The organism is Delftia sp. ASV31, from assembly GCF_016428765.1.
Classification (GTDB): domain Bacteria; phylum Pseudomonadota; class Gammaproteobacteria; order Burkholderiales; family Burkholderiaceae_C; genus Comamonas; species Comamonas acidovorans.
Window position 1 is genome coordinate 17,750 of sequence record NZ_JAELTK010000073.1, and the last position, 14,739, is coordinate 32,488.

Consider the following 14,739-nt stretch of genomic DNA (forward strand, 5'->3'; position numbering starts at 1 on the left):
ACGGGGACCAACCGCTGAACATGGCTCTCAGGCCCGATCTTCCCGAGAACCCGCTGTCAGCACAGATATCTGGAAATCTAGCTAATGACCACCATCCGCGTAAAAGAAAACGAGCCCTATGAAGTTGCCCTGCGCCGCTTCAAGCGCACCATCGAAAAGCTCGGCCTGCTGACCGACCTGCGCGCTCGCGAGTTCTACGAGAAGCCCACATCCGAACGCAAGCGCAAGAAGGCTGCCGCCGTCAAGCGTCACTACAAGCGCGTTCGCAGCATGCAGCTGCCCAAGAAGCTGTACTGATCAGCTCTTGACCAGCCGGCTCTCGTCAGCCGCAAAACCCGCGCTCGGGACGCCAGGCGCGGGTTTTTTGTTTTTGTTTTTTGGTTTTTGTTTTCCGACGCCACTACCTCAGGAGAAATGCCATGAGCCTCAAGGCCCAGATCACCGAAGACATGAAGACCGCCATGCGCGCCAAGGACAGCGAACGCCTGGGCACCATCCGCCTGCTGCTGGCCGCGATGAAGCAAAAGGAAGTCGATGAGCGCGTCGAGCTCGACGACGCCGCCGTCATCGCCATCGTGGACAAGCTGATCAAGCAGCGCAAGGACAGCATTGCCGCCTTCGAGGGCGCGGGCCGCCAGGATCTGGCCGACAAGGAAAAGGCCGAAATGGCCGTGCTGACCGCCTACCTGCCCGCACGCATGTCGGCCGAGGAAGTGGCCACCGCCGTGAAGGCCATCGTGGCCGAGCTGGGTGCCTCCGGCCCCGGCGACATGGGCAAGGTCATGGGCGCGGTCAAGGCGCAGCTGGCTGGCAAGGCCGACATGGGCCAGGTGTCCGCTGCCGTCAAGGCCGCACTGGCAGGTTGAACCTGCTGCGGCAGCCGCGCCCTTTTCAGGACGCTGCTGCCGCCCATTCCTGCTGAAAGTGCTCCTGCAGGAATTCGACACAGACACGCACCTTGGCCGACAGCTGCAGCCGCGTCGGATAGACCGCCCAGACATTGGCCTCCTGCCGCCATTCGGGCAAGAGCTGCACCAGGCGCCCGGCCTGCAGATGGGCGCCCACATCCCACAACGAGCGCAGCGCAATGCCGCGCCCGTCCACGGCCCACTGCACCACCATCTCGCCGTTGTTGGCCGACAGCGGCCCCGTGACCTTCACCGATTGCTCGGCGGCGCCCGCGCGCAGCCGCCACACGCCAAAGGCCTGGTCGCGCTCCTTGATGGCCAGGCAGTCGTGGGCCGACAGCTCGGCCGGCGTGCGCGGCGTGCCACGGCGCGCCAGGTAAGCAGGCGCCGCGCACAGCACGCGGTGGTTGTCGGCCAGCCGCCGCGCAATCAGGTGGGGCGCAATCTCGTCGCCCACGCGCACATCCAGATCGAAGCCCTCCCCCGCCACATCCACCAGCCGGTCGAACACATCCAGCCGCACCTGCAGCCCCGGATGGCGCTCCACCAGCCGGGACAGCGCCGGCGCGATCACATGCCGCCCGAAGCCGAAGCTGCTGCTCACGCGCAGCAGGCCGCGCGGCTCGCTGCGCGTGATGGCCACCTCCTGCATCAGCTGGTCCATGTCGTCGAGGATGCGCTGCGCCCAGTGGAATACGCGCTCGCCCTCCTCGGTCACGGCCACGCGGCGCGTGGTGCGGTGCAGCAGCTTCACGCCCAACTCCTGCTCCAGCAGGCGGATGCGCTTGCTCACATAGGCGGGCGATGCACCCAATTCCTCGGCCGCAGCGGCAAAGCCGGATTTGCGGGCCACCACGGTGAAGACACGCAGGTCTTCGGGAGCCGGTTGTTTATTCACGATCTGTAAACAATGGAACCACAGTTGGCCGATTGTATTTAGCCCTGGCGCAGCCAACAATGCCATGCATGCGGCCAGGCTGTCAGCGGCGCCGCTTCATATCCATCCATTCGATCCAAGGACAGACACCATGCAAGACACATTCAAGATCGCCGTCATCGCCGGTGACGGCATTGGCAAGGAAGTCATGCCCGAAGGCCTGCGCACGCTGGAGGCCGCCGCCAGCCGCTTCGCGATCAAGCTCGAATTCCACCATTTCGACTGGGCCCACTGCGACTACTACCTGGCCCACGGAAAAATGATGCCCGACGACTGGAAGGCGCAGCTCTGCAGCATGGACGCCATCTTCTTCGGCGCCGTGGGCTGGCCTGCCACCGTGCCCGACCATGTCTCGCTGTGGGGCTCGCTGCTCAAGTTCCGCCGCGAGTTCGACCAGTACATCAACCTGCGTCCCGTGCGCCTGTTCGAAGGCGTGCCCTGCCCGCTGGCCGGCCGCAAGCCCGGCGACATCGACTACTACGTGGTGCGCGAGAACACCGAAGGCGAATACACCTCGCTGGGCGGCATCATGTACGAGGGCACGGACCGCGAGATCGTGATCCAGGAATCGGTCTACTCGCGCAAGGGTGCCGAGCGCCTGCTCAAGTACGCCTTCGACCTGGCCCAAAGCCGCGAGCGCAAGCACGTCACCCTGGCCACCAAGAGCAACGGCATCGCCATCAGCATGCCCTGGTGGGACCAGCGCGCCGAGGACGTGGCCAAGGCCTACCCGGACGTCACGCTGGACAAGCAGCACATCGACATCCTGACCGCGCGCTTCGTGCTGCAGCCGGGCCGCTTCGACGTGGTGGCCGCCACCAACCTGTTCGGCGACATCCTCAGCGACCTGGGCCCGGCCACCACGGGCACCATCGGCCTGGCCCCCTCGGCCAACCTCAACCCCGACCGCAGCTTCCCCAGCCTGTTCGAGCCCGTGCACGGCTCGGCGCCCGACATCTACGGCAAGAACATCGCCAACCCCATCGCCATGGTCTGGTCGGCAGCGCTGATGCTGGACTTCCTGACACACGGCCAGGGCGCAGGCCGCGCGGCGCACGACGCCATCGTCTCGGCCATCGAGGAAGTCATCAGGAGCGGCCCCCGCACGCCCGACCTGGGCGGCACGGCCAGCACCACCGAAGTGGGCCAGGCCATCGCGGCGCAGATCGCGGGCAAGTAGGCCTCAGGGCTGCTGCGCCTGCCGGGGCCGGCGCACGGCCCTGATGCGGCCGCTTTCTCCGCCGCCGCAGAAGAAGCGGTCGCCGCCGTCGGACTCCAGCCCCGACACGCCGGTGCCCGCCGGCATCTCCAGCCGCTGCAGCACGGCACCGCTGTCCGGGTCCAGGCGCCGCAGATCGCTCTGGCCCTCTTCCCAGGTGCCGTGCCACAACTGGCCGTCCACCCAGGTGACGCCGGTGACGAAGCGGTTGGACTGCAGGGTGCGCAGCACCGCCCCGGTGTCGGGATCGATCTGATGGATCTTGCGGCCGTGGTACTGCCCCACCCACAGCGAGCCCTCGGCCCAGGCCATTCCCGAATCGCCGGCATCACCACCGCCCCCGGGTGCAGGAATGGTGGCCAGCACATGGCCGGTGGACAGGTCGATCTTCTGGATACGGTCATTGGCGATCTGGAACAGATGCCGGCCATCGAAGGCCGTGCCGGCATCGCCCGGCACAGGGATGCTGCGCACGATCCGGCCGCTGTCGGGGTCCAGCGCCTGCAATTGGGTGCCGGTGGCGAACCAGACCTGGCTGCCGTCGTAGGACACCCCGTGCACGCAATCGATGCCGGGAAAGGGACCGTACTCGCGGATGATTTCTGCAGCTTCTGTCTTCATGCGGAACTCCTGGTTGCGTTGGTCGGCCCATGCTAGCCAGCCGGCAGCACAGCGGGGAGTAACAAAGTCGTCGTGAATCCCGGCGCAGGCCGGGCCACCCAGCGGCGGGCGCGTCCCCGGCCCACGGGCTGCGCCAGCGCGTCGCGCTCCAGCGCCTCCAGGGTCCTCTGGACGCTGCGCTGGCTCGCACCCAGTGCCAGGGCCAGCGCCGAACTGGCCCAGGCCTCGCCATCGGAGAGCAGTGCCAGCACCGGCCCGCACAGCACGCCCGGCGCACCTTCCACGGGCCGTGCCAGCACGGCCACCCGGGCCTGCCGGGGCGCCAGCACAAATCCCAGGGGCGTGGCGTGAACTTCTGCCAGCGGCCGCAGCAGGCGGCGCAGGCGGCCGATCTCGACACGCAGACGCGCACGGTACGAATCATCGGCCTGCCGGGCGCGAAATACCTGCGCCACCAGCGCCTCGCGTGAGACATCGCCGGGCCAGGCCTCGCCCAGCGCGCGCGCCAGCGCAAACAGCACCGGACGCCCCGCCAGCGAGACCGCCACCGCTCCGGCGCGCACCGCATGGCGGCAGGCATCCACCACCAGCGCGCCCGAGGCCAGCAGGGTTCCGGCCTCATCCAGCGACAGCAGCTTCTGAGCCTGCGCTCCGGCCGGCTCCCGCTCCAGCAGCACCGCAGCAGGCGCGTGCAGGGCCTGGGCGGCCTGCCCCACCTCGGCGGCCAGTGCTGCAATGCCGGCGGCGCCGGCCGCCTGCGCGGCATCGGCCAGCGCACTGTGCGCCGCACGGATGTCCAATCGGCGCATGGCGATACCCGCCAGGGCCAGGGCATGGAACGCCTGCAAGGCGGCAGGCAGCAGCGCGGGCCGCAGTCCGCCCAGCAGACCCTCGGCCTCGCCCAGGCGGCCCAGCAGCAGGCAACGGCGTATTTCCAGATAGCCTGCATGCGCGGCGTTCACAGCATCGCCATGCGCCTGCAGCACTGCCCGCGCCGCAACCAACCTGCGGGCCGGCCATGCCAGCTCGCGCAGGGCCAGTGCAATCTCGGCCTCGGCCACTACGCAGCGGGCGCGGGCCACGGCCTCATGGGCGCCGAAGGCGCGCGCAGCGCTGCGCAGCAAGGCCCGGGCCCGCACCAGATCGCCCAGCTGCGCCATGGCGATGCCACGCAGTGCCAGCGCGGGCGCATCGTCGCGCAGCGCCACCCGGTTCAGCGCGCCAAGGGGGTCGCCAACCGCGAGCGCACGGGCCGCCGCCGTGATCAGAGAATCCATGCCCATCCCATCCATCGTGTGCGGCACGGCTGTGCCTGCAATTCATCCCGGGCCAACGCACGGTCACGGCCCGGTCATCGGTGGGCGCTAGGCTGGGTCGCCAAGCCCCCTGCCAAACGCTCTTCCAACGCTCTGCCAAACGCTTTTCCACGCCCACTCCCCCGCCATGATGCTCCGCCGCCATCTTCTGCTGTCCGCCGCTGGCGGCTCGCTGCTGCCCTCCATCCTCCAGGCCCAGGTGGCCCCCGCCGCCATCACGCGCGACGCGGCGCGGCCGCTGCTGCCCTCGGGCCTGCAAAGCGGCGATGTGCTGGCTGACCGCGCCATCGTCTGGGCGCGCGCCAGCCGCGATGCGCGCATGTGGATCGAATGGTCCACCACCTCCGGCTTTGCCAACCCCACGCGCGTGCGCGGGCCGGATCTGCTGATGGACAGCAGCGACGGCACGGGCCGCATCGATCTGCAGGGCCTGCCTGCGGGCCAGGACATCTTCTACCGCGTGGTGCTGGAGGACTTTGCCAGCGCCAATGTGCGCTCGCCCGCCGTGCAGGGGCACTTTCGCACTCCGCTGGCGGCGGGCATGCCCGCCACGCGGCCGCTGCGCCTGGTGTGGAGCGGCGACACGGCGGGCCAGGGCTTCGGCATCAACGAGGCCTTTGGCGGCATGCGCATCTACGAGGCCATGCGCAGGACCGACCCCGACGTGTTCCTGCACAGCGGCGACACCATCTATGCCGACGGCCCCATTGCCGCGCAGATGAAGCTGCGCGACGGCACTCTGTGGAAGAACCTGGTCACGCCCGAGGTCGCCAAGGTGGCCGAGACGCTGGACGAATTCCGGGGCCGCCACCGCTACAACCTCATGGACGCCAACGTGCGCGCCCTGGGCAGCGAGGTCGCCCAGATCTGGCAGTGGGACGACCACGAGGTCACCAACAACTACTCGGACAGCAAGAGCGTGGCCAACGACGCGCGCTACACCGAAAAGAACGTGCAGCTGCTGGCGGCGCGCGGCCAGCGCGCCTTCATGGAATACGCGCCCATGCGTCCCTTCGGCGCGGCCATGCACCAGCGCCTGTACCGCTGCCTGCCCCAGGGCCCGCTGGCCGACATCTTCGTGATCGACATGCGCAGCCACCGCGGCCCCAACAGCCACAACCTGCAGGCGGCCGAAGGCCCGGACACCGACATGCTGGGCCGCCCCCAGGTGCAGTGGCTGCTGGACGGCCTCAAGCGCAGCCGCGCCACCTGGAAGCTGATCGCCAGCGACATGCCCATCAGCCTCTTCGTGCCCGATGGCAAGGATGCCGAGGGCCGCGCCCAATGGGAGGCCGTGGCCAATGGCGAGCATGGCGCACCCCGGGGCCGCGAGCTGGAGATGGCGCGCCTGCTCAAGGGCATCAAGGATGCGGGCATCCACAACGTGGTCTGGCTCACGGCCGACGTGCACTACACGGCGGCCCACCATTTCAGCCCCGAGCGCGCCAGCTTCCAGGACTTCGACCCGTTCTGGGAATTCGTCTCCGGCCCGCTGAATGCGGGCGGCTTCGGACCCAACGAGATGGACAAGACCTTTGGCGGCGAAGTCGTTTTCCAGAAAAGCGCGGGCCACGCCAACTCGGCGCCCAGCGAAGGCTTCCAGTTCTTCGGCCAGCTCGACATAGACCCCCGCAGCCAGGCGCTGACCGTGGTGCTCAAGGACCTGGACGGCAAGGCGCTGTACACGAAGACGCTGCAGCCGCAGCGCAGTTGAGCCTGCCGCCTGGAGATCACGGCATTGCCCCCGCCGCAGGCCCCTGGCCGGCGAACAGGGCAAGATGGCCGGCTGCGGCATTCGGGCCGCTCAGACACAGCACGGAATCTCCATGAAGCACTACGACTACATCGTCATCGGCGGCGGCAGCGGCGGCATTGCATCGGCCAACCGCGCCGCCATGCACGGGCGCCACTGCGCGCTGATCGAAGCCGGCGAGATCGGCGGCACCTGCGTCAACGTGGGCTGCGTGCCCAAGAAGGTCATGTGGCATGCGGCCCAGATCGGCGAGGCCATGCACCGCTACGCCCCCGACTACGGCTGGGATGCCACCGTCGACCGCCTGGACTGGCAGCGCCTGCTGGACAGCCGCAGCGCCTACATCGACCGCATCCATGCCTCGTATGAAAGCGGTCTGGCGCGCAACAAGGTCGAGCTGATCCAGGGCTTTGGCCGCTTCGTGGATGCACGCACCGTGGAGGTGGGCGGCCAGCGGCTCAGTGCCGATCACATCCTCATCGCCACGGGCACGCGGCCGGCACGGCCCGACATTCCGGGCGCCGAGCTGGGCATCGACTCCGACGGCTTCTTCGCCCTCAAGGCCCTGCCTGCGCGCACGGCCGTGGTCGGTGCCGGCTATATCGCCGTGGAGATTGCCGGCGTGCTGCACGCGCTGGGCTCGCAGACCCATCTGTTCCTGCGCCAGAACTCGGCACTGCGCGGGTTCGATCCGCTGCTGAGCCAGACCCTGATGGAGATCATGGAGGCCGAAGGCCCCGCCGTGCACCGCCAGGCCACCCCGAAGGCCGTGGTCCGCAACGCAGACGGCAGCCTGGATCTGCAACTGCAGGACGGCAGCAGCCACACCGTGGACTGCGTGGTCTGGGCCGTGGGCCGCCGGCCCGACACCTCGGGCCTGAACCTGGAGGCCGCAGGCGTGGCGCTGCAGGACAGCGGCCACATCGCGGTGGACAGGTTCCAGGACACCAATGTGCCCGGCATCCACGCCGTGGGCGACATCACGGGCCGCATCGAACTCACGCCCGTGGCCGTGGCCGCAGGCCGGCGCCTGTCCGAGCGCCTGTTCAACGGCAAGACGGGCGAGCACCTGGACTACGACAACGTACCCACCGTGGTCTTCAGCCACCCGCCCATCGGCACCGTGGGCCTGACCGAGCCGCAGGCACGCGAGCGCTTTGGCGACGATCAGGTCAAGGTCTACCAGTCGGCCTTCACCGCCATGTACACGGCCGTCACGCGCCACCGCCAGCCCGCGCGCATGAAGCTGGTCTGCGTGGGCCCCGAGGAGCGCATCGTGGGCATACACGGCATCGGCCTGGGGATGGACGAGATGCTGCAGGGCTTTGCCGTGGCCCTGAAGATGGGCGCCACCAAGCGCGACTTCGACGACACCGTGGCCATCCACCCCACGGCGGCAGAAGAGTTCGTGACCATGCGCTGAACAGCGCGCACCACCTGCCCTCGGCGGTTGACCGCCGGCCTGGGCAGGCACGCGCCGGGCGAGTGCGTGAGCTCCTTGAACCAGCCCGGCAAACAGGTGGCCGCCAGGCCGCCCAGGTTGGCCAAGGTATCGGGAATGGCCGTGAGCAGGCCGATCTGCGCCGTGCTCCTGCCGCCAGCCTCGCGGACGCTGGTGGGCAGCCAGAAGCTGCGCGCGATCCACAGCTGCCGCCGCTCCTTCTCCCTTCTCCGAAATGGCCCTCCTGCCCTTGCATGCCGCCGATGCCTGCATGGCTGGAGGCTGACATTTCAACTCCTTGCGGTGTCGACCATTGCCACCGTCCTTGGATCCTGCGTCGCCACGCTGGCGCACTGCAGCCGGCCCTGCTGGAAACAGCCGTACACGGTGGAAATTTCAAGCGCCTACGCTTAAATTCCCAAATCGATAGTCAAAAACAAACAAAGTATTTTCCCGATAGTCAAGGTAAATAGAAAAATTCACAATCCTTACAAGCAGGGAAAAAAGAGGCATCACTCCATGGAAAGCCTTGGTGTTCCTTTGTAGGCAATCCGACTTAATTGGAGTGCATACACCTTAATTTCCCGCATCAACCCAGAAGCCATGGGTCGAGATCCGCGATCGGAACCGAGGAGACATCCCATGCCCAGACTGCATTCGAAGACAGGGCATGGGCGAGCCCACGCCAGGCGGCATGCAGGCCAGCTTCCGGCCCCTGCGGCAAACGCAGGCGCCGGGCAGCAAGCTGAAAGCAGTGTTCGCGCTGGAGGCCTTCCATCGTGCGGCAGTGGCGCCGGGAGCCGCTTGGCCGATGACGCCTTCTTGGCCCACAGCGCCTATGGGGGCCGAGCAGCGGCCGGGGCGCAACACCACACTCAACCAGGAGACAGATCCATGACAACCGATGTACTCGATACCTGGTCCCTGTTGACCTGGTCGCGCAACGCGGTCCGCCATCTGTCGGCGGACCGCATGATCGTGGGCGCGCCCACGGGCGGCTGAGGAGCAGGTCATGCACGAAGCTCCCCGCCCCGCCCTCCCGCCCATCGGCTGCAACGGCCGTGGCGTGCAGCGCTCCTCGCGCCACCAGCCCATCGGCCTGCAGGAGCTGCCCATACGCGAGCAGTTCCGCCTGGTCAGTGAAACCGGCGCCTTCGACTGCTTCGATCGCCTGCCTCTGCGCACGCAAATGGCCGAGTACGAGGCCGCCATCGCCGAGTTCAACCTGCCCGTGCACACGGCCAGCTGGTTCTACCGCCTGGGCGAGGACGAGGCCCTGCTGGCCCATAACCTGCGCATCTGCCAGGCCATAGGCGCGCGCTGCCACAACATCATGACCTTCAAGCACCACCGCGACGGCCATGTGCTGTCCGATGTGGAAATCGCCGAACACTATCTGCGGGTCTATGACGACGCCATGGGCCTGGGCGTGGAGCCCAGCTTCGCGCTGCATGTGAACACGTGGACCGAAGACTTCCTGCGCGTGCGCAGCGTGGCCGGGCGCGTGCAGGCACGCGGCGTGCCCTTTCACTTCACGCTGGACTACAGCCATGTGAACTTCAAGATCGGCAACCCGGCCGAGCTGGACCGGTCGGGCGTGCGCAGGCTGCTCGAGCGCGGCGAGCTGGCGCTGGACCCGTTCGAGCCCGGCTCGCTGTGCGAACAATGGCTGGACATGGGCATCGTGCGCTGGGCCCAGCTGCGCGCGGCAGGCCCCAACCAGCCCCTGAACCTGTGGCACCGCAACGAGGACGGCAGCCCGGGCCGGGGCATCCAGTACCCCATGCTGCGGCCCGGCCCCGGCGAATGGCATTCGCCCTGGCATGCCTACCTGCTGGAGCCCTCCAAAGAGGCGATCCGCAAGGTGCTGGCCTGCCACCATGCGCAGCCGCACAGCCCGCTGCGCTACCTCACCACGGAATTCATCAACCTCCCCGACTACGGCCTGGGCGCAGGCTATGACCTGCTGGAGCAGAACGTGGCGGCCGCGCGCTTCATGCGGCAAGCCTGGGACGAGATCTGCACCCGCCCCGTACTCCGGGCCTCTTGCGAAGGTGCATCATGACCCCCGCACGACACCCCCAAGGCCATGCCGTCATCATCGGCGCCGGGCATGCCGGTGGCACCCTGGCCGCCCTGCTGCGCCAGTACGGCCACGCGGGCCCGATCACCCTGGTCGATGGAGAGGACCTGCCGCCCTACCAGTGCCCGCCGCTGTCCAGGGCGTGGCTGCAGCAGGCCATGGACCCGGAGGAGCTGTTGCCGCGGCCCGCCGGCGCCTATGCGGACCAAGCCATCGCCCTGCGCCCGGGCATGCGCGCCATGGCCATAGAGCCCGGCTCGCGGCAGGTGGCGCTGAACGACGGGTCGGCACTTCACTACGACCACCTGGTCATTGCCACAGGCGCCGCACCGCGCTGGCTGGCCCTGCCCGGGGGTGATCGGCCCGGCGTCACCTGCCTGCGCACCATGGAAGACGCGCAGGCGCTGCGGGGCCACCTGCAGACCGCCCGCCGCCTGGCCATCATCGGCGGCGGCTATGTGGGTCTCGAAGTCGCGTCCACGGCCCGCAAGCTGGGGGTGCAGGTCCGGATCATCGAGCGCGAAGGCAGGCTGCTGTCTCGCAGCGCCTCGCCGCAGATGGCCGCGCATCTGCACGGCCTGCATGCAGGCCAGGGCGTGGAGGTGCATTTCAACACCTCGGTCGCCGCCATCCAGGGAGACAGCCCCACCAGCATCACGGGCCTGAGGATGGCCGATGGCTCCCGACTGGAGTGCGATGCCGTGCTCATCGGCGTGGGCGCGGCGCCCTGCGTGGAACTGGCGCAGCCCCTAGGCCTGGACTGTGCTGACGGCATTGCCGTGGATGGCGAAGGCCGTACCGCCATGGCCGGCATCTACGCCATAGGGCATGCCACGCGCCGCCCGCTGGCCGGCTACCCCGGGCTGCACCGGCTCGAAAGCGTGCCCAGCGCGCTTGAACAGGCCCGGCGCGCGGCCTGCGCCATCACGGGCCGCGCACCGCCCGCCCAAGAAACGCCCTGGTTCTGGTCCGATCAGTACGACACCAAGCTGCAGATCGCCGGCCTGCCCGGCCATGGCGACCAGACCGTGCTGCGCGGCAACCCGGCCAGCGGCAGGTTCGCCGTACTGCACCTGCGCGGTGGCCAGCTGTGCGCCGCCGAATGCGTGAATTCACCGGGCGAATTCATGGCAGCACGCAAGGCCATCGCCGCCACGCACTGCGCCGACCCCGGTTTCCCGCCCCGCCCCCCAAAAGCCCCGCCCACGCCATGACCACCATCACCTTCATAGAACACAGCGGCCGCGAGCACGTGGTGCTGGCCACGGACGGCCAGAGCCTCATGCCGAATGCTGCGGCGCCGGTGGCGCAGCGCCAATGCAGCCGAAGCCGCAGTATCAGCGCGTTGCCAGGCTGCGCCCCACCGCCCTCAACCACTCCACCAGCAACCGCGTCGTCGCCGTCATCGGCTGGCCGCGCAGGGTGATCAGGCCCACGGGCGGCAGGTCGATGGGCACGGGCAGGTCCAGCACGGCGACCAGCCCCTGCTGCGCGAAATGCTGCGCCACGCCGCGCGCCATGAAAGCCACGGCGCCGCGCTGGTGCAGGAAGCTGATCTGCGACAGGAATGAGGCGGACTCGACCAAGTCGGCCGGCGGATGCAGGCCGTGGGCGAAGAACTGCTGCTCCAGCTTCACGCGCAGCGATGCCCAGGGCGGGGGCATGACGCAGGGCATGTCGGCCAGCGCCTGCCAGCTGGCAGGCTGCGCCAGCAACGCATGGCCGGGGCGCACGACGGCGACCATGGGCTCGTCGTACAGGGCTTCGGTTTCCAGGTCGGGCGAGGCATAGCCGGGTTCGAGCCGGCCCACGAACAGGTCCAGCTCGCCCATGCGCAGCTTGGGCAGCAGCCGCGTGAGATCGCCCTCCTCGACCAGCACCGTGGTCTGGGCCGATCGCGCCTTCAACTGCTCGACGGCCCGCGCCAGCAGCACGGGCGTGGCCACCACCATGGCGCCCACGCTGGTGCGCCCGCGTGTGCCGCTGGCCTCGGCCGCCATTTCATCGCGCGTGCGTTCGAAGCCCGCCAGCACCGAGCGCGCAAAGCGCACCATGCTGACGCCGGCCGCCGTGGGCTCGGTGCCTCGCGTGGAGCGCTCGAACAGCGTCATGTCCAGCATGCGCTCGATCTCGGCCAGGGTCTTGGAGACGGCGGGCTGGGTCACGGCCAGGAACTCGGCGGCGCGGCCCAGGTGGCGGAACTGGTCCAGGGCCACCAGCAGCTGCAGATGGCGCAGCTTGAGGTTGGAGCGCAGCACGCGGTCTATCTTGCTCATGGGGTCTTCATAGCTTTGAGGTTATGAAGCCAGTCTATCTTTTCATTGGATTGTCATGATCAGGCGCTGAACAATCGCGCCAGTCAGCCCAAGGCCCGGATCACAGGGCTGCAAAAAGCCAATACAGGAGACAAGCGATGAACACCCCACGCACACGCCATGCAAGCCGGCGCGAATTCGTGCTCGCCACGCTCGGCGCCAGCGCACTGGCCGCCACCGGCCCCCTCTTCGCCCAGAACTGGCCCGAACGCCCCATCACCTTCATCTGCCCCTGGCCGGCGGGCGGCACGGCCGACCAGTCCATGCGCGCGCTGTGCACGGTGGCCGGCAAGCTGCTGGGCCAGCCGATCGCGGTGGAGAACCGCGCGGGCGCATCGGGAATGATCGGCGCCAAGGCGCTGGCCTCGGCCAGGGCGGACGGCTACACCATCGGCCAGATTCCCATCTCGGTCACGCGCTTTTCGCAACTGGGCAGCCTGCAGGCCGATCCGCGCAAGGACTACACCTACATCGCGCGCACCTCGGGCCAGACCTTCGGCATTGCCGTGCCCGCCCATTCGCCGTTCAAGACGCTCAAGGACTTCGTGGCCGCCGCCAAGGCCCGGCCCGGCCAGGTGACCTATGCCCACGCGGGCGTGGGCGGTGCCACGCATGTGGGCATGGAGGAATTTGCGGGCGTGGCCGGCATACAGCTCAACCATGTGCCCTACAAGGGTGGCGCCGAGGCATTGCAGGGCGTGCTGGGCGGCCATGTGGATGCGCTGGCCGACTCCAGCTCCTGGGCTCCCCATGTGGAGGCCGGCAAGCTGCGCCTGCTGGCGACCTGGGGCGAGCAGCGCACGGCGCGCTTCAAGGACGTGCCCACGCTGCGCGAATGCGGCTACGACGTGGTGGTCGATGCGCCCAACGGCATTGGCGCGCCGCGTGGCCTGGACCCGGCCGTGGCGGCCAGGCTGCGCGAGGCCTTCCGCGCCGCCGTGGCCAGCCCCGAGTTCAAGTCCGTGGCCGAGAAGCTGGATGCACCGCTGCTCTACCTGGACGGCCCGGACTACGAGAAATACGTCAACACGGTCTATCAAAAAGAGACCGTTTTGATCGACAAGCTCAAGCTGCGCGAATTGATGAAGGGCTGACAGCCCGCGAACCCACACCGATGAAAGCCCCGCATGTCCCGCATGTCCCGCACCGATAGCCCCCTGCTGCACCTGCATCCCAACGACAACGTGCTGGTCGCCAAGACCGCTCTGTCGCTGGGCCAGGAGATTCCCGAACTGGGCGTGCGCGCCCGCGCCCAGGTGCCTGCGGGCCACAAGATCGCCGCGCGCCGGATCGCAGAGGGCGAGCAGGTGAAGAAGTACGACACCGTGATCGGCGTGGCCATGCGCGAGCTGGAGGCTGGCGACTATGTGCACAGCCACAACCTGCGCATCGTGGACTACTACCGCGACCCGGCCTTCGGCGCCGACGTGCGGCCCGTGGACTATGTGCCCGAGGCGCAGCGCGCCAGCTTCCAGGGCTTTGTGCGCGCCGGCGGCGGCGTGGGCACGCGCAATTTCATCGGCATCCTGTCGTCGGTGAACTGCTCGGCCACGGTGATCAAGCGCATTGCCGCGCATTTCACGGCCGAGCGCATGGCGGCCTTCCCCAACGTGGACGGCGTGGTGGCCTTCGCCCAGACCAGCGGCTGCGGCATGTCCTCGCCCAGCGAGCATTTCGACGTGCTGCGCCGCACGCTGGCCGGCTATGCGCGCCACCCGAACCTGGCCGGCGTGCTCATCGTGGGCCTGGGCTGCGAGCGCAACCAGGTCGATGCCCTGGTGCAGTCGCAGGGCCTGAGCGAAGGCCGGCTCATGCGCACCCTGGTGATGCAGGAGGTCGGCGGCACGCGCGTGACCATAGAGGCAGGCATCCGCGCCATCGAAGAGATGCTGCCCGAGGCCGACGCCGCGCGGCGCAGCACGGTCAGTGCCAGCCACCTGAAGATCGGTCTGGAGTGCGGCGGCTCGGACGGGTTTTCGGGCATCACGGCCAACCCGGCCCTGGGCGCGGCCATGGACATCCTGGTGCGCCACGGCGGCACGGCCATCCTGTCGGAAACGCCCGAGATCCATGGCGTGGAATTCATGCTCACGCGCCGCGCCATCACGCCTGCCGTGGGGCAGAAGCTGCTGGACCGCCTGGCCTG

Annotated in this window: 13 protein-coding genes; 9 read left to right on the plus strand and 4 right to left on the minus strand. The window is 68.5% G+C overall.

The features are described from left to right. Window positions 1–84 precede the first annotated feature (84 nt). Both rpsU and JHD82_RS22095 read left to right on the plus strand, forming a co-directional pair. Window positions 85–297, plus strand: coding sequence for a 30S ribosomal protein S21 (gene rpsU, locus JHD82_RS22090; protein WP_012204283.1), 213 nt, complete (start codon window positions 85–87; stop codon window positions 295–297). Window positions 298–419: 122 nt separating this feature from the next. After that, window positions 420–866, plus strand: a complete 447-nt coding sequence (locus JHD82_RS22095; RefSeq protein ID WP_012204282.1) for a GatB/YqeY domain-containing protein — start codon at window positions 420–422, stop codon at window positions 864–866. A gap of 25 nt (window positions 867–891) precedes the next feature. Here JHD82_RS22095 and JHD82_RS22100 read toward each other — a convergent pair whose 3' ends face one another. Further along, complete coding sequence (locus JHD82_RS22100; RefSeq protein ID WP_170962064.1) at window positions 892–1,806, minus strand: LysR substrate-binding domain-containing protein; 915 nt, start codon at window positions 1,804–1,806, stop codon at window positions 892–894. Between the two features lie 130 nt (window positions 1,807–1,936). On the opposite strand from JHD82_RS22100, the gene JHD82_RS22105 reads away from it, so the two are divergent. After that, window positions 1,937–3,025: a tartrate dehydrogenase gene (locus JHD82_RS22105; protein WP_199138804.1), complete on the plus strand. Its 1,089-nt coding sequence runs from the start codon at window positions 1,937–1,939 to the stop codon at window positions 3,023–3,025. A 3-nt stretch (window positions 3,026–3,028) separates the two neighbouring features. Here the strand turns inward: JHD82_RS22105 and JHD82_RS22110 are convergent, their stop codons facing one another. Both JHD82_RS22110 and JHD82_RS22115 read right to left on the minus strand, forming a co-directional pair. Further along, window positions 3,029–3,685, minus strand: a complete 657-nt coding sequence (locus tag JHD82_RS22110) for a glutaminyl-peptide cyclotransferase (RefSeq protein WP_043821735.1) — start codon at window positions 3,683–3,685, stop codon at window positions 3,029–3,031. Window positions 3,686–3,717: 32 nt separating this feature from the next. Next, window positions 3,718–4,962 carry a helix-turn-helix domain-containing protein gene (locus JHD82_RS22115; protein WP_199138806.1) on the minus strand — a complete coding sequence of 415 codons (1,245 nt, stop codon included), beginning with the start codon at window positions 4,960–4,962 and terminating at the stop codon, window positions 3,718–3,720. 166 nt (window positions 4,963–5,128) lie between these two features. Between JHD82_RS22115 and JHD82_RS22120 the strand changes: the two genes are divergently transcribed. The 4 genes from JHD82_RS22120 (at window position 5,129) to JHD82_RS22135 (ending at window position 11,492) form a co-directional block, all read left to right on the plus strand. Beyond that, window positions 5,129–6,715 carry an alkaline phosphatase gene (locus JHD82_RS22120; RefSeq protein WP_199138808.1) on the plus strand — a complete coding sequence of 529 codons (1,587 nt, stop codon included), beginning with the start codon at window positions 5,129–5,131 and terminating at the stop codon, window positions 6,713–6,715. A 112-nt stretch (window positions 6,716–6,827) separates the two neighbouring features. Next, window positions 6,828–8,177, plus strand: a complete 1,350-nt coding sequence (gene gorA, locus JHD82_RS22125; RefSeq protein ID WP_199138810.1) for a glutathione-disulfide reductase — start codon at window positions 6,828–6,830, stop codon at window positions 8,175–8,177. Window positions 8,178–9,207: 1,030 nt separating this feature from the next. Then, window positions 9,208–10,260, plus strand: a complete 1,053-nt coding sequence (locus tag JHD82_RS22130; RefSeq protein WP_199138812.1) for a xylose isomerase — start codon at window positions 9,208–9,210, stop codon at window positions 10,258–10,260. Beyond that, window positions 10,257–11,492 carry an NAD(P)/FAD-dependent oxidoreductase gene (locus JHD82_RS22135; RefSeq protein ID WP_199138814.1) on the plus strand — a complete coding sequence of 412 codons (1,236 nt, stop codon included), beginning with the start codon at window positions 10,257–10,259 and terminating at the stop codon, window positions 11,490–11,492. Before JHD82_RS22130 ends, JHD82_RS22135 begins: the two co-directional genes overlap by 4 nt. Before the next feature lie 123 nt (window positions 11,493–11,615). Here the strand turns inward: JHD82_RS22135 and JHD82_RS22140 are convergent, their stop codons facing one another. Continuing rightward, entirely contained in the window at window positions 11,616–12,554 is a 939-nt protein-coding gene (locus tag JHD82_RS22140) for a LysR substrate-binding domain-containing protein (protein WP_199138816.1), read from the minus strand. Between the two features lie 137 nt (window positions 12,555–12,691). Between JHD82_RS22140 and JHD82_RS22145 the strand changes: the two genes are divergently transcribed. Together JHD82_RS22145 and JHD82_RS22150 are read left to right on the plus strand one after the other, a co-directional pair. Then, window positions 12,692–13,687, plus strand: a complete 996-nt coding sequence (locus JHD82_RS22145) for a tripartite tricarboxylate transporter substrate binding protein (protein ID WP_016453812.1) — start codon at window positions 12,692–12,694, stop codon at window positions 13,685–13,687. 42 nt (window positions 13,688–13,729) lie between these two features. Further along, window positions 13,730–14,739, plus strand: a 1,010-nt coding sequence (locus JHD82_RS22150; RefSeq protein WP_199138825.1) for a UxaA family hydrolase, incomplete at its 3' end; no start/stop codon positions are given.

What these genes read in the sequence shown, in the direction of transcription:
- JHD82_RS22115 (WP_199138806.1), bottom strand. Translation starts at nt 4,962, where the DNA reads ATGGATTCTCTGATCACGGCGGCGGCCCGTGCGCTCGCGGTTGGCGAC.
- JHD82_RS22120 (WP_199138808.1), top strand. Translation starts at nt 5,129, where the DNA reads ATGATGCTCCGCCGCCATCTTCTGCTGTCCGCCGCTGGCGGCTCGCTG.
- JHD82_RS22135 (WP_199138814.1), top strand. Translation starts at nt 10,257, where the DNA reads ATGACCCCCGCACGACACCCCCAAGGCCATGCCGTCATCATCGGCGCC.
- JHD82_RS22145 (WP_016453812.1), top strand. Translation starts at nt 12,692, where the DNA reads ATGAACACCCCACGCACACGCCATGCAAGCCGGCGCGAATTCGTGCTC.
- JHD82_RS22105 (WP_199138804.1), top strand. Translation starts at nt 1,937, where the DNA reads ATGCAAGACACATTCAAGATCGCCGTCATCGCCGGTGACGGCATTGGC.
- JHD82_RS22110 (WP_043821735.1), bottom strand. Translation starts at nt 3,685, where the DNA reads ATGAAGACAGAAGCTGCAGAAATCATCCGCGAGTACGGTCCCTTTCCC.
- gorA (WP_199138810.1), top strand. Translation starts at nt 6,828, where the DNA reads ATGAAGCACTACGACTACATCGTCATCGGCGGCGGCAGCGGCGGCATT.
- rpsU (WP_012204283.1), top strand. Translation starts at nt 85, where the DNA reads ATGACCACCATCCGCGTAAAAGAAAACGAGCCCTATGAAGTTGCCCTG.
- JHD82_RS22095 (WP_012204282.1), top strand. Translation starts at nt 420, where the DNA reads ATGAGCCTCAAGGCCCAGATCACCGAAGACATGAAGACCGCCATGCGC.
- JHD82_RS22130 (WP_199138812.1), top strand. Translation starts at nt 9,208, where the DNA reads ATGCACGAAGCTCCCCGCCCCGCCCTCCCGCCCATCGGCTGCAACGGC.
- JHD82_RS22140 (WP_199138816.1), bottom strand. Translation starts at nt 12,554, where the DNA reads ATGAGCAAGATAGACCGCGTGCTGCGCTCCAACCTCAAGCTGCGCCAT.